This window comes from Microbacterium sp. AISO3 (assembly GCF_002204305.1).
Taxonomy (GTDB): Bacteria; Actinomycetota; Actinomycetes; order Actinomycetales; family Microbacteriaceae; genus Microbacterium; species Microbacterium arborescens.
The window spans coordinates 465,226-479,273 of sequence record NZ_NHRF01000001.1 but is presented as its reverse complement, the minus strand read 5'-3'; the positions used below and the strand labels follow the sequence as shown (position 1 = coordinate 479,273).

Sequence of the window (14,048 nt, the reverse complement as noted above, 5' to 3'; positions counted from 1 at the left end):
GACTATCCGCGCCCGTTGACGAGCGGGATAACCTGCTCGGCGAAGCGCTCCAGCTCGTCGAGCGCGGGCGAGAACTGCAGCAGCAGGGTGTCGACGCCGACGTCCTGGAACTCCCGGATGCGGTCGGCGACCTGCTGCGGCGTTCCGATGAGCTCTGGGCGCAGGCCGCGGTTCGACACCGAGTACTCCCGCAGGCTGATCTCGACGTCGAGCTGCGACTTGGTCACGAAGTCCTGGTACGACTCGTAGGCCGCGCCCGAGCGCACGTCGGTGATACGCGCGAGCTCGGCCTGCGCCTCCTCCTCGGTGTCGCGGACGATCGCGAACGCCGCCATGCCGAAGTGCCGGAAGGCGGGCTTGCCGACGCGCTCGCGGCGCGCCCGCATGTCGGCGATCTTCGTCCGGAGCTCGTCAACCGTGCCGCCGTGCGTGACGTAGGCGTCGGCGAAGCCCGCGATCGCCGCCCGGCCCGCCTCGCTCTCACCGCCCGCGTAGATCAGCGGCGCCGTCACAGGCTTGGGTTCGAGGTGGGTGCCCTCGAGCGAGAAGTGACGCCCCTCGTGGCTGTACGGCGTCTGCGACCACAGCCCGTGCAGCACCTCGACGTACTCGGTCGTCAGCGCGTAGCGGTCGTCGTGGTCGGCGAACGAGATGCCGTACTGCCGCGCCTCCTCGGCCCACCACGCCGAGACGACGTTGAGCGTGAAGCGGCCCTGCGCGATCTCCTGGATCGTGGCGGCCTGCTTCGCGGCGAGCGCGACGGGGTGGTAGCTCGGCCGCAATGCGGCCATGATCTCCAGGCGCGAGGTCACGGCTGCGGTCGCGGTGGCGATGGCCCAGGCGTCGAGGGCGGGGCCGTTATGCCCCTTGATGTCGTTGAGGTTCAGCTCGGGGACGAGGGTCACGTCGAAGCCGCCGTCCTCCGCGGCCCGGGCGATGCGCGCGATGTGCTCGAAAGTCGCGGGCGTGTGCTCGTCGGCGACGTTGCGCAGCCAGCCGCCGTAAGTGGGGGTCCAGTATCCGAACCTCATGGTGCTCCCTCTCCGGCGGAACATCCGTCGGTCCGTCGATCCTCACACGCGCGGTGACGTCGGGACGCGCGGCAGTCCGCGTCGCGTCATGCTCCGTCACGCGGCCCGCGACCCGGCTCGATCGGCTTAGCCTGACGGGATGTCGACTTCGCCGCAGGTGTACGTGATCCACGAGAACCCCGAGTGGTGGGCGCCCTTCGCCGCCGCGTTCGCCGCCGAGGCCGTGCCTGCCGAGCAGTGGCTGCTCACCGACGGCTCGATCGACCTGTCGGCCGAGCCGCCGCAGGGCGTCTTCTGGTCGCGACTGTCGGCATCGGCGCACACGCGCGACCACGCGCAGTCGAAGGACTACGGCCGGGCGGTGCTGCGGTGGCTCGAGTCGTGGGGCCGCACGGTGATCGGCGGCAGCCACGTCCTCGAGTTCGAGGTCAGCAAGGTCGCCCAGCACGCCGCCCTGCGGGCGAGCGGCATCGACGTCCCGCACACCGTCGCCGTCTTCGGTACCGGTGACCTGAAGGAGCGCGCGCGCGAGTTCCCGGTGCCGTTCATCAGCAAGCACAACCAGGGCGGCAAGGGTCTCGGCGTCCGCCGCTGGGACTCCCACGACGAGTTCGACGCCTGGGTCGACGGGCCCGACTTCGAGGCATCCCCCGATGGCATCACGCTCATCCAGGAGTTCCTGTTCGCACGCGAACCGTTCGTCACGCGCGCCGAATATGTCGGCGGCGAGTTCGTCTACGCCGTCCGCGTCGACACGAGCGCGGGCAGCTTCGAGCTCTGCCCCGCCGATGCGTGCGTCGTCGACCCCGCGGCGGGCACGGGTGCCACCCCCGCCTATCCGCCCTTCGCGCTGCGCGACGAGATCACCGCCGATCATCCCCTGGTCGTGCAGCACCGCGACTTCCTGCGCACCGTCGACATCCGCATCGCCGGGATCGAGTTCGTCGAGACGATCGACGGGCGACTCGTCACCTACGACCTCAACACGAACACGAACTACAACCCCGACGTCGAGGCCTCGGCTCACGCGTCCGGACCCGGTGAGATCGCCCGGTTCCTCGGCGGACTGCTCTCGTCGTCCTCCTCCGCGGCCTGAGCCGCCGCGATCATCGCGTCGTAGCGCGCGCATCGGCTCGCCCACAAGACGGTCGCGTAGACCATCACTCCACGCCCCCGGCGTTCAGACCCTTTGCGAGAGTCGGATGGGGGCGCACGTCGCCGACCGACAGGGCACCAGGACAGGGCACGGCGATGACATCACCGCAGCCCGTATCGGCGGGCAGGACGACCGCGACCCCCGGCAGCCGTTCGCCGTCGGCCCCGCAGACGGCGAACCGGTGATCGTGGGCGCTCGAGACGCGGGCAAGCAGCCGGGCCTCGCTCCACACCGCGTACGCCGCCGCAACGAGGTCGGCGTCGACGGCGAGCGCCGTCCCGCCGTCGACGCCTCCAGCCGCCATCACGCGCAGAAGCAGCACGGTCGTCGTGGCTGTCGATGACGACATCCCGCCCGACACCGGAATGACCGCCGGTGCCGTCATGACCGCCGGCAGCCCGCAGAGCTCGACGAAGCGGTTCACGGAGATACCGCCGACGACGATGTCGTCACACGTGACGACGGTGCGCGCTGGCCACACATCCCGCGAGTGGGGCGACGGGATGCTGCGACGCAGGGTCGGGAGGATGGAGGTGAGAGTCATGGCTCAGGTCTACGCTCGACGCACCCTCCCGGCGATGTCCCCTCACGCCATCCATACGACGGACGGATGGATCCTCACGGCTTCGGCGTCGCGTCGACGCACGCGACTAGCGCAGCCCGGGCTCACGCACAAGCGATAGGACGCACCCGGGGCCGTTCCTACGCTGACACCGTGCTCCGAAACCTCGTGATCGTCCTGGGCGACCAGCTCGACCCCGACGCGAGCGCCTTCGACGAGTTCGACCCGGCGCAGGATGCCGTCTGGATGGCCGAGGTCGCCGAAGAGTCCACCCACGTCTGGAGCTCGAAGCCGCGCACCGCGGTGTTCCTCGCGGCGATGCGCCACTTCGCCGCCGATCAGCGCGACGCCGGACACACCCTGCATTACACGGAGCTCGATGCGCGGGGGAACAAGGGCACTCTCGCCGACCAGCTCGCCGCCGACCTGGAGAAGCTGAAGCCCGAGGCGCTCGTGATGACCGAGCCCGGCGAGTGGCGCGTGCGCGAAGCGCTGCAGCAGACCGCGGATGCCGCCGGCATCCCTCTCGACATCCGCGTCGACCGGCACTTCTTCTCGACCGTCGCCGAGTTCGCCGAGCACGCCGAAGGCCGGGCGTCGCTTCGAATGGAGTACTTCTACCGTGAGATGCGCAAGCGGCACAGCATCCTCATGACCACCCGAGGACAGCCCGTCGGCGGCCAGTGGAACTACGACGCCGACAACCGCAAGCCGTTCCCCAAGCAGGGACCCGGGCTCGTCCCGCCACGGGCGACCTTTCCGCCCGATGAGATCACGCGTGAGGTGATCGAGCTCGTCGAGAAGGAGTTCGGCGAGCACCCCGGTTCGCTCGACTCGTTCGCCTGGCCGGTCACCCGTGCGCAAGCGCTCGAGGCGCTCGACCTCTTCATCGACGAACGACTGCCCGGCTTCGGCGACGCTCAGGATGCGATGTGGCCGGGCGAACCCTGGCTGTGGCACGCGCACCTGTCGTCGTCGATGAACCTCAAGCTGCTGCATCCGCGTGAGGTCGTGGCCGCCGCCGAGGAGGCGTACCGCTCGAAGCGCGCGCCCCTGTCGGCAGTCGAGGGATTCATCCGGCAGATCCTCGGCTGGCGCGAGTACGTGCGCGGGATCTACTGGACGCAGATGCCCGGCTACGTCCAGCGGAACGCTTTCGAGGCGTTCGAGCCGCTGCCCGACTGGTACTGGACGGGCGACACCCCGATGGCGTGCCTGAAGGATGCCGTCGGCACGACGCTCGAGAACGGGTACGCGCACCACATCCAGCGCCTCATGGTCACGGGTCTCTACGCGATGCTGCTCGGCGTCGACCCGCGCGAGGTGCACGCCTGGTACCTCGCCGTGTACGTCGACGCGGTCGAGTGGGCCGAGCTGCCGAACACCCTCGGCATGAGTCAGTACGCCGACGGCGGGCTCATGGGAAGCAAGCCCTACGCAGCGACGGGCAAGTACATCGACCGGATGAGCCCGTACTGCAAGACGTGCCCGTTCGACCCGGCGAAGCGGGTCGGCGAGGACGCTTGCCCCTTCACGACCCTGTACTGGGACTACCTCATCCGGCACGAGCAGCCCCTCGCCGAGAACCACCGCATGGCGCTGCAGGTGAAGAACCTCGACCGCCTCGACGATGACGAGATCGCCGCGATCCGGGGCCGCGCCGACGCCATCCGGCGCGGCGACGTGACCGCACCGGAAGGAGCCCGATGACCGACGGCAACGCCGCACAGAACGACATCGCGCTCGTCACCGGCGCCCGGGGCGGGGTGGGCCGAGAGCTCGTCGCACGCCTGCGCGCTCGCGGCGTGCGTGTCGCCGCCGTCGGCCGGGACGCCGCATCGCTCGCGGACGTCGACGCCGACGCGCACATCGAAACCGACGTCACGACGCCCGACGGCGCAGCGACCGCGTTCGCGGAGTGCCGCACCGCGCTCGGCGGCCCGCCCGCGCTGCTCGCTCACGCGGTGGGCAGCACGCTCATCACGCCACTGCACCGCACGAAGACCGACGAGGCTCGCGACGTGCTGCGCGTCAACCTCGAGAGCAGCCTCTGGATCCTGCACGCCTGGCTCGACGCGACGGGCAAGGCGCCGGGCGCCGCGGTCTTCGCGAGCTCGGTCGTCGCCCGTATCGGCGTCGCGAACCACGAGGTGATCGCCGCGGCGAAGGGCGGTGTCGAGGCTCTCGTGCGCAGCGCCGCCGCGACCTACGCCGCGCGCGGCATCCGGGTGAACGCGGTCGCTCCCGGCATGACCGACACACCTCTGACCGCGGGCATGCTCGCCGCACCCATGCTGCGCGAGAGTGCCGAGAAGCAGTATCCGCTCGGCGGTGTGCAGTCCGCCGACGAGGTCGCCGTGGTCATGGACTGGCTGCTCTCCCCCGACGCCTCCCGCATCACCGGCCAGGTGATCCCGGTCGACGGCGGATTCACGACCATCCGGCCATCGGTGAAGTAGCCGTCCGGTGTCGATAGTCTGCGCGGGTGAGCAGCATCCACCGCCCCCCTCTGTCCGGCGCCGTCTGGGTCCTCGTCGGGGCCGGGAGCGCGGTCGCGGGTCTGCTGCCCTGGCTGATCACCGGCGCGCGGCTCCCCCTGCAGAATCTCGCCGCAGATCAGACCGACCTGACGACGCCGTTCTCCCTGCTGCCGTTCAGCCAGTACTTCCTCACGACGATCGTCTCACTGCTCGTCGTCGGGGGCGCCGTCGCGGGCCTCTCGGCACGCACGCTGCGCCACCGCCGCCCCCGCCACGCGACAGGCCTGCTCGTGCTCGGGGTAGCCGTGATCCAGGTCATCGCGGTCGTGCAGTCGTCGGTCGTGACGGTATCGATGCTCGAGGACTCGAGCCGCCGCGTCCTCTATGCGGCGGCCGTGATCGCGGTCATGGTCGTCTCGCTGCTGATGAGCATGCTCGTGCTGCTTCTCACCGCGCGAGGCCCCGTCCCCGGCGCCGCGATCGCTCTGTCGCTCACGGCGATCACCGTCCCCGGGTGGATCGGACTGCCGTTGCAGAGCTATCTCTCGCTCACGAACGACCCGGCTACCTCGGCTGTTCTGTTGCTGCTGCGGTGGCTTCCCGCCGTTCTCGTCGGCGCCGTCATCGCATGGTGCGGGTTCCGCACGGCCGGGCGGGTCGCGGCCGTCGTCGTCAGCCTGGCCGCGTTGTGGGTCGGACCGGCCTTCTTCACCGCCGTCTCGTCCGCCGCGGGGACGCGCGTGCTGGCGCCCTACCCGGCGGAGATGGCCGACTATGGCATCGGGGTCTTCGTGATGGCGCTGACCGCCGTCGATCTCGCCGTGCCGCCGCTGATCGTGGCGGCGTGCATCGGCGCAGTCGGCGCGCTGATCTCAACCGCTCTTCGTCGCCGAACCCGCGTCGAGAGCAGCGGAGCTGCGCCCCTTCGTCGCTGAGGTACCGTGAGGCGTGAGCATCCGCGTGAACGATGACATGCCGCGTCTGGATCGGACGGACCTCGGATGACCCCGATCGCGCGCCTCGTCCACATCTCGCGGCCCGTTCTGTGGATCAACACGATCGGCACGGGCGCGCTCGGCATGTGGCTGACCGGTCAGCTCATCGACGTCGCCGCGATTCCGCTGCTGATCTGGCTGACGCTGCCGTTCAACCTGCTGATCTATGGCGTGAACGACATCTTCGATCAGGACACGGATGCGCTGAACCCGCGCAAGGGGTCGATCGAGGGTGCGCGAATCGAGCCCCGCGAGGTGAAGCTGATCGCATGGGCAGTGGCCGTCACCAACGTCCCGTTCCTCGTCTACTTCGTCATCGCGCTGCCCATCGCGGCGGTCGGTCTGATTCTGCTCTACGCGGGCGTGTTCGTCTTCTACTCTGCTCCGCCGCTGCGGTTCAAGGCGCGACCGTTCCTCGACTCGCTGAGCAACGCCGCATACGGCCTGCCGTTGCTGATCATGCCGGTCGCTCTCGAGGCGCCGCCGGTCTGGCCCGCCGTCGTCGGACTGCTGGCCTGGAGCGTCGCGAAGCACGCCTACGACGCCGTGCAGGACATCGACGAAGACCGCGAGGCCGGCATCACCACGACCGCCGTCCTGCTCGGCCCGCGTGGGACGGCCCTGTGGAGCGGGGCGTGGTGGCTGGTCTCGACGGTGCTGTTCGCGCTCGTCAGCCTGCCCGTCGCCCTCGTCAACCTCGCCCTTGCCGGTACCCTCGTCGTCTGGATGCTGCTGCGCCCCACGCCCGCCACCGGTCGCAGGCTCTACCCGCTGTCGATCGCGTTCCCGTACATCGCGGGCTCGGTCGCCAGCGGGCTGCTGCTCGCAGCCATGTTCCTGGGGGTCTATCCATGAGCCGCATCGTCGTCGTCGGGGCGGGCCTCGGCGGGCTCGCAGCATCCGCCCTGCTCGCCCACGCCGGTCACCGCGTGACCCTGCTCGAAGCGGCCGAGACCGTCGGCGGCAAGAGCCGACGCATCGAACTCGACGGCGAGCGCATCGACACGGGCCCATCGCTCGTCACGTTCCCGTCCGTCTGGGACGAGCTGCTGCGCCGGTTGGGCGCGGGGTCGCGAACGGGCACGGATGCCGGTGGGCTCGACCTCGTGCGTCTGGATGAGGTGGGCCGCTACTACTACCGGGGCGAAGAGGTCTCGCTGCCCGTGCCCGAAGGGCACCCCTGGCACTCCGCGTGGAAGCGTTTCAGCGACGAGCACGCACCCCTCGCGGACGACGTCGCCGCGCTGCTCGTCGCCGACCCGCTCGATCGCGCGTCGCTGCCCGCACTGCGTCGGCTGCTCGCCGTATACGGACGGCACCTCAGCACCCGGGCCTACCTCGACAGCCTGACCTGGATGCCCGAGGGACTGCGCGAGATCATCGCGATCCACACCCTCAACGCGGGGGTCTCCCCCTCCCGCACCCCGGCGTTGTACGCGAGCATGCCCGCCGTCATGGCCGCCGACGGGGTGTGGGTGCCCCGAGGCGGGGTGTTCGAGATCGTCATCGCGCTGCAGCGGCTGGCGGATGCCGCGGGCGTCGAGATCCGCACCGGCGAGCGCGTCACGCGCATCGAGCGCGGACGCGTCACGACCGAGCGTGGTGTGCACGACGCGGATGTCGTCGTGAGCGGTCTCGACGCGTCACGGCTCGACGGACTGCTGGGGCGGCGCCGCGTGGTTCCCGGCTCGCCGCAGCTGTCGTGCTCGGCGGTCGCGATCTACGGCGTGCTCGAGACGCCCCTCCCCGAGCGGATCGCCGCGCACAGCGTCATCCTGCCCACGAAGCCCGACGCCCTGCACCGCAGTCTCGCCGCCGGCGATGAGCCCGCCGACACGATGGCGTTCGTCAACCACTACCGGGCCGGCGAGATCTACCCGAACGACCGCAGCACACTCGCCGTCCTGCTGACGAGCCCCGCCGACGGCCAGGGCTACTCGCTCGACCACCCGTTCGTGAGGCGCGAGCTCGAGCGCATCTCGGGCGTCATGGGCCTCGATGGACTCCTCACCGACGGGATGACCGAGACGACCGTGCTCGACCCCCGCTATTTCGGATCGTTCGGCGAACCCCACGGCGCCCTCTACGGGGCGTCGCGACCGCTGTGGATGAGCGGCCCGCTGCACCAGCCCGCGCAGCACGACCTCCGCGCACCCTGGCTCTGGCGGGTCGGCGCCTCGGTTCACCCGGGCGGCGGCATCCCCGCCGTGCTCGGCGGCGCGATGATCGTGGCAGCGAAGCTGCTCAAGCGGCATCCGGCCTGAGCGCGTTCGCGGTCCCACGCCGCACGGCCCCGGTTACATAAGTCGTAGATAAGAAAAGCCAACGCTCGTCATCGGCGGGCCGCTTAGTTTCTCGTTCGTCGGCGCTCTGTGCGCCCCGAAGGAGAGCCCATGTACCTGACTTATCTGCGCCGGGAGTTGTCCGGCCGAAAGAAGCAGACCGCCATCGTCGCAGCCGGCCTCGCGATCGCGATCGCGCTGGTCATCATCGTCAACGCCCTCGCGGCAGGCGTGAAGGACGCTCAGTCGTCGGCCCTCGCAGCCGTGTACGGCGTCGGCACAGACCTGACCGTGTCCGGCGCCGAGTCGGAACCGGGGCAGGGGGGCGGACCGAGCTTCGAGTTCGGCGGCGGTGACGCGCAGACCGGCGAGGACGGGGCCACCAACCTGAGTCAGTCGAGACTGATGACCGACTTCCGGCGCGGCACCCTCGACGGCAGCACGGTCGACGCCGTTGCGGGAACCGAGGGCGTCGCAGCGGCCGTCGGCGCACTGAGTCTCACCAACACGAACTTCGACGGGGAGCTGCCGCAGGCTCCGAGCGACGGCGTTGCGGACGACGTTCAGGGCGACGGCGAGGCCTCGGCGCAGCAGCGCGTTCCCGGCGAGGGCCAGGGCGGTCCGGGTGGAGGCTTCGGCGGCGGCTCGTTCGACATCGATTCGTTCACCGTTCTCGGCGTCTCCACCGACGCGTCCGGCGTCGGCCCCCTCTCGGCCGTCGAGGTCGCCGACGGCCGAGCCCTGGCAGCATCCGATGACGGCGAGGCTCGGGCCATCGTCGATGCCACCTACGCCACCAGCGAGAACCTGGCGGTCGGAGACACGATCGACGTCGGCGGCACGGATGTCGAGATCGTGGGCATCGTCGCGTCGGCCACCGCTGATGCCGACACCGCGGCCGACGTGTACCTGCCTCTGGCGACGGCACAGGAGATCTCCGGTGCGGGGGATGTCGTTTCGACGGTCTACGTCCAAGCGGAGTCCGCGGACTCGATCGAGGCGGTGAAGACCGCATTGGAGGCGGAACTGCCGGACGCGACCGTCAACTCGCAGTCGGACCTGGCATCGAGCGTCTCGTCGTCGCTGTCGAGCGCCAGCGCCCTCATCTCCGGGCTCGGCACCTGGCTCTCGGTCATCCTGCTCGTCGTCGCCGTCGCCCTCGCGGTCCTCTTCACGATCTCCGGAGTCTCGCGTCGCACGAGGGAGATCGGGACGCTGAAGGCGATCGGATGGTCCAACCGTCGCGTCGTCGGCCAGGTCGCCGGCGAGTCGATCGTCCAGGGTGCGATCGGCGGTGTCATCGGCACCGTAGTCGGCCTGGTGGGCGCGTTCATCATCACCGCGGTCGCACCCACCGTCTCCGTCGCCGCCGAATCGGGCCCCGCAGGGTCGGCGGGCTTTCCGGGCGGAATGGGCGGCCCCGGGTCGATGTCGGAGCAGGCGACGGTCGCGGGAGACATCGTGCTGACGGCGCCGATCGCTCCGTCGATCGTGCTGCTCGCGCTCGCGCTGGCCCTGGCTGGCGGCCTCGTCGCCGGGATCCTCGGCGGCTGGCGTGCCGCGCGACTCCGGCCCGCCGAGGCCCTGCGAGCTGTCGCATGAGCATCGACGACCCGCATTCACCCGAAGGAGAGACCATGACCGACACCCCCATCACAACGCCGCCGCGGACCGCCGGCTACCGGATCGAGAACGTGACGAAGGAGTATTCCCGCGGCGGGAGCTCCGTTCGCGCTCTCGCCGGCGTGTACCTGCAGATCGAAGCGGGCGATTTCGTGACGATCCAGGGCCCGACGGGCGGAGGCAAGTCGACGCTCCTGCAACTGCTGGGGGCACTCGATCGCCCGACGAGCGGCACCGTCCAGCTCGGTGACGCTGACCTCGCATCGGCATCCGACCGCGCTCTCGGCGCCATCCGTGCTCGTGACATCGGCTTCGTCTTCCAGGGCTTCAACCTCATACCGACGTTGACCGCATCGGAGAACGTCGACATGGGACTCGAGCCGCTCGGCCTGCCGCGCGAGGAGCGCCGGACGCGGGTGGCTGAAGCGCTCGCGCGCGTCGGCCTCGCGGAACGCGCCGACCACCTGCCCGGCGAGCTCTCCGGCGGTCAGCAGCAACGGGTGGCGATCGCGCGAGCCATCGCGAAGCGTCCGCGCGTCCTGCTGGCCGACGAGCCCACCGGCAACCTCGACGAATCGATGCGCGACGACATCCTTCGAGTGCTCGACTCGCTGCACGCCGAGGGCCTCACCCTGATCGTCGTCACCCACGATTCCGCCGTCGCCGCGCGTGCCGGCCGACGGCTACGGCTCGCGGCCGGCGTCGTCAGCGAGTCGCACCGGTAGCCACCGGCAGCCGCAGACAGCCACCGGCAGCACGCGCCGCGAATGTCTCAGCGCGTGCTGCCGTCGCTGCGCTCCTCACCACGGTGCTCGACCGCGGCGATGAGGAACGGGATGCCGACGGCCGCCGACGTGACCAGCAGCCCTCCGGTGAAGACGAGGCCGGGGAACTCCGCGACGTTGAAAGCGGCACCCATCAGGTAGATGCCACCGAGGAACAGAACCAAGAACAGCACGAACACGCTGACGCCCTCCTTCTCGTGGATATCGTTAGGCTACTAACGATATGCCCACGAAGCATCTCGGACGGCGGTGGCTACCGCATCATCGAGATGCTGCCTGCTCCTGCTCCCGCTCCCCGCGACCACGCGCCCAACGGGCCACGAAGTAGAGTCCCACGCCGACCACGATGAGGATGGCGCCGAAGATCCACACCCGCAGGGTCTGCTGGCTGAGCAGGAGCAGGCACGACGCGACGCCGAGCACGGGAACGAACGTCCACACGCGGAAGTGATCGTGATCGACGCGGTCGCGGCGCAGCACGAGCACCGAGATGTTCGCGCTCAGGAAGACGAAGAGCAGCAGCAGGACGACCGTCTCGGCGAGCAGCGCCAGGTCACCGACGAGCGTCAACAGCATCGCGACGAGCGTCGTGGCGAGGATCGCCACCCACGGCGTCTGGCGCCCGGGCAGCACCCGCGACAGAGCACGCGGCAGCAGCCCCTGCTCTGCCATGCCGTACGTGAGGCGGCTCGCCATGATCATCGTCAGCAGCGCACCGTTGGCGACGGCGACGAGCGCGATGAGGCTGAATAGCCACGAGGGGATGGCGACACCGCTCGCCTCGACCACCGCGAGCAGCGGTCCGCTCGAGCTCGACAGCTCTTCGGGCGGCAGCGCGATGCTGCTCGCGAGGCCGACCAGCACGTAAACCAGCCCGGCTGCACCGAGAGCGGCGAACAGCGCGCGCGGGTACATCTTCGAGGGTTCCTTGACCTCCTCGATCATGTTCGCCGACGTCTCGAAGCCCACGAAGGAGTAGTACGCGATGATCGCTCCGGCGAGCACGGCCGACGCGACACCGGTGCCCTCGGGAACCTGCGTGACGCGTGAGACATCCCCGCCTCCGCCGGCGAGGAGGAAACCGACCACGACCACGACGATCACCAGCCCCGAGACCTCGATGGCGGTCATGACGAAGTTCGCACCCATCGATTCCCGGATGCCGCGGGCATTGAGCGCCGCGAGCACGGCCAGGAACACGATCGCTACCGGCACCACGGGAACCTCGACGAACGTCTGCAGGTACTGACCGGCGAAGGCGATCGACAGCCCCGCTGCGCTCACGACGCCCGCGGCAAGCATGCAGAAGCCGACGAGGAACGACACGAGCTTGTTCTTGAACGCGCGCTCGGCGAAGACGGCCGCACCGCCGGCCCGGGGGTACTTCGTCACGAGCTCCGCGTACGACCCGGCGGTGAGCAGCGCCAGCACGAGGGCGGCGAGCAAGGGCGCCCACAGCATCCCGCCGACGCGCTCGGCCAGCACGCCCATGAGCGCGTACACACCTGCGCCCAGAACGTCACCGAGGATGAAGGCGAACAGCAGCGGTCCGCCCATTCCTCGCCGGAGGCGGGTAGGTGCAGGGGTATCGGTCTTGCTCATTCCGCGAACGCTAGGTCGCGGCATCCCGAAACCCGTAGCGGCTTGACAAGCTTCTGCGGTGCGGCGACGCGAGCGGGATACTCGGGGCATGACCAACGAGCACCACGCCCCCGATCGTGTCAGCGACGAGGCGATCGCCGACCTGCATGCGCGTCTCAGCCGTCGGCGTCGGTTCGCCGCGCTCCTCGGCGGGCAACCCCCGGCCGGTGTCGATCTGGATTGGCTCGACACGCTCGTCGCGCGATGGACGGACGGGTTCGACTGGCGCACGCAGGAGGACCGGATCCTCGCCCTGCCGTGGGAGCTCGTCGACGCGCCACACCCGCTTCGCGTGATCCACCAGAAGGCGGAACCGGACGCCCCCGTGGTTCTCCTCCTCCATGGATGGCCCGATTCGGTGCTGCGGTTCGAGAAGGTGCTGCCACTGCTCCGGCATGTCACGGTGGTCGCGCCCGCGCTGCCCGGCTATCCGTTCAGCGTCGACGCCCCGGCCGAGGGGATGTCGGCGAACGAGATGGCCGACGTCGTCGCCGCCGGCATGCACCGACTCGGGTACACACGTTTCGTGGTCAGCGGCGGCGACATCGGATGCAACGTCGCCGAGGCGCTGATGCGCAATCACCCCTCGATGGTCGCGGCGGCACACCTGACCGACGTGTCGCAGAGACACCTCGCCGGCGGCATCCCCGATGACCTCAGTCCAACGGAGCGCGACTACGTCGACCGCTGGAACCGGTGGCAGACCACCGAGGCCGCATACAGCCTCGAACACGCGACGAAACCCGCCACCATCGCCGCCGCGCTCACCGACTCCCCCACCGGACTGCTCGCCTGGATCGGAGAGAAGCTCTGGACCTGGACCGACCACGGCGATGACATCACCAGCGTCTTTTCGCACGACGAGGTTCTCACCTGGGTATCGGCATACTGGTTCACCAGCGCGATCGGCTCGTCGTTCGGCCCCTATGCACTGCGGACCGCGCCGCCGAACACGAAGATACCCGGCCGCATCCCGGTCGTGCTCTCGATCTTCCCGGACGACCTCGTCAACGCCCCGCGCGACTTCGCCGAGCGCCTCTTCGACCTCGAGGCCTTCGAGGAGCACCCGGTGGGCGGTCATTTTCCCTCGTGGGAGCAACCCGAGGCATACGTCCGCGACCTCGACCGCGCCATCGCGGCCGCGCTCGACTGAGTCAGCTACGGAGCCGACGAGTGCGGGGGTGGCGGGCCCGCACCACGCCGAGCTGACGCAACCGCGCGGTGATGCCGACGAGGCCCGTACTCCCGGCCACGGCGACCGCCGCCGCTCCCGAGGTCGCCGCGATGACGCCCGCAGGCGATCCGCTCACGCCCGCGACGATCGCCCAAACGATGAGGGCCAGCAGGGCGATGGCCGATCCGACCGGCAGCCAGGTCCTCGCCATCTGCAGGCAAGACGCCTCTCGCGTCGCACGGTCGGTGGGCTGGTTCGCGGTGGCGGTGCTCATGGATACGACGCTATGCACGCGCGGTTCGTCGCGCCTCCGCCGTGC

General features: G+C 69.9%; 14 protein-coding genes. 9 read left to right on the top strand and 5 right to left on the bottom strand.

The annotated features are described in order from the left end of the window. Positions 1-2 precede the first annotated feature (2 nt). Positions 3-1,031 (bottom strand): LLM class flavin-dependent oxidoreductase, encoded by a 1,029-nt coding sequence (locus tag CBF90_RS02250; RefSeq protein WP_023953569.1) that lies wholly within the window; start codon positions 1,029-1,031, stop codon positions 3-5. A gap of 139 nt (positions 1,032-1,170) precedes the next feature. Here CBF90_RS02250 and CBF90_RS02245 point away from each other — a divergent pair, with 139 nt between their 5' ends. Continuing rightward, positions 1,171-2,127 (top strand): RimK family alpha-L-glutamate ligase, encoded by a 957-nt coding sequence (locus CBF90_RS02245; protein ID WP_088379799.1) that lies wholly within the window; start codon positions 1,171-1,173, stop codon positions 2,125-2,127. 64 nt (positions 2,128-2,191) lie between these two features. Here the strand turns inward: CBF90_RS02245 and CBF90_RS02240 are convergent, their stop codons facing one another. Further along, positions 2,192-2,731, bottom strand: a complete 540-nt coding sequence (locus CBF90_RS02240; RefSeq protein ID WP_052007666.1) for a hypothetical protein — start codon at positions 2,729-2,731, stop codon at positions 2,192-2,194. 171 nt (positions 2,732-2,902) lie between these two features. Between CBF90_RS02240 and CBF90_RS02235 the strand changes: the two genes are divergently transcribed. The 7 genes from CBF90_RS02235 (at position 2,903) to CBF90_RS02205 (ending at position 10,854) form a co-directional block, all read left to right on the top strand. Next, complete coding sequence (locus CBF90_RS02235) at positions 2,903-4,459, top strand: cryptochrome/photolyase family protein (RefSeq protein WP_023953565.1); 1,557 nt, start codon at positions 2,903-2,905, stop codon at positions 4,457-4,459. After that, positions 4,456-5,208: an SDR family NAD(P)-dependent oxidoreductase gene (locus tag CBF90_RS02230; protein WP_023953564.1), complete on the top strand. Its 753-nt coding sequence runs from the start codon at positions 4,456-4,458 to the stop codon at positions 5,206-5,208. The genes CBF90_RS02235 and CBF90_RS02230 overlap by 4 nt, the downstream gene beginning before the upstream one ends. A 26-nt stretch (positions 5,209-5,234) precedes the next feature. Further along, on the top strand, positions 5,235-6,164 hold the full coding sequence (locus CBF90_RS02225) for a hypothetical protein (protein WP_088379798.1): 930 nt from the start codon (positions 5,235-5,237) through the stop codon (positions 6,162-6,164). Between the two features lie 66 nt (positions 6,165-6,230). Beyond that, positions 6,231-7,079, top strand: a complete 849-nt coding sequence (locus CBF90_RS02220; RefSeq protein ID WP_088379797.1) for a UbiA family prenyltransferase — start codon at positions 6,231-6,233, stop codon at positions 7,077-7,079. Further along, the gene (locus CBF90_RS02215) at positions 7,076-8,488 is read left to right on the top strand and encodes an NAD(P)/FAD-dependent oxidoreductase (protein WP_088379796.1); all 1,413 of its coding nucleotides are present in this window, start codon (positions 7,076-7,078) and stop codon (positions 8,486-8,488) included. Before CBF90_RS02220 ends, CBF90_RS02215 begins: the two co-directional genes overlap by 4 nt. Positions 8,489-8,617: 129 nt before the next feature. After that, entirely contained in the window at positions 8,618-10,108 is a 1,491-nt protein-coding gene (locus tag CBF90_RS02210) for an ABC transporter permease (RefSeq protein ID WP_088379795.1), read from the top strand. A 35-nt stretch (positions 10,109-10,143) separates the two neighbouring features. Beyond that, on the top strand, positions 10,144-10,854 hold the full coding sequence (locus tag CBF90_RS02205) for an ABC transporter ATP-binding protein (RefSeq protein WP_088379893.1): 711 nt from the start codon (positions 10,144-10,146) through the stop codon (positions 10,852-10,854). Between the two features lie 47 nt (positions 10,855-10,901). Here CBF90_RS02205 and CBF90_RS02200 read toward each other — a convergent pair whose 3' ends face one another. Beyond that, positions 10,902-11,093 (bottom strand): hypothetical protein, encoded by a 192-nt coding sequence (locus CBF90_RS02200; RefSeq protein ID WP_064955809.1) that lies wholly within the window; start codon positions 11,091-11,093, stop codon positions 10,902-10,904. Positions 11,094-11,175: 82 nt separating this feature from the next. Further along, positions 11,176-12,516, bottom strand: a complete 1,341-nt coding sequence (locus tag CBF90_RS02195) for an APC family permease (RefSeq protein ID WP_071918881.1) — start codon at positions 12,514-12,516, stop codon at positions 11,176-11,178. Positions 12,517-12,604: 88 nt separating this feature from the next. On the opposite strand from CBF90_RS02195, the gene CBF90_RS02190 reads away from it, so the two are divergent. Continuing rightward, positions 12,605-13,708: an epoxide hydrolase family protein gene (locus tag CBF90_RS02190; RefSeq protein ID WP_023953556.1), complete on the top strand. Its 1,104-nt coding sequence runs from the start codon at positions 12,605-12,607 to the stop codon at positions 13,706-13,708. A gap of 1 nt (position 13,709) precedes the next feature. On the opposite strand, the gene CBF90_RS02185 is transcribed toward CBF90_RS02190, so the two are convergent. Continuing rightward, positions 13,710-14,003 carry a hypothetical protein gene (locus CBF90_RS02185; protein ID WP_023953555.1) on the bottom strand — a complete coding sequence of 98 codons (294 nt, stop codon included), beginning with the start codon at positions 14,001-14,003 and terminating at the stop codon, positions 13,710-13,712. Between the last annotated feature and the right edge of the window lie 45 nt (positions 14,004-14,048).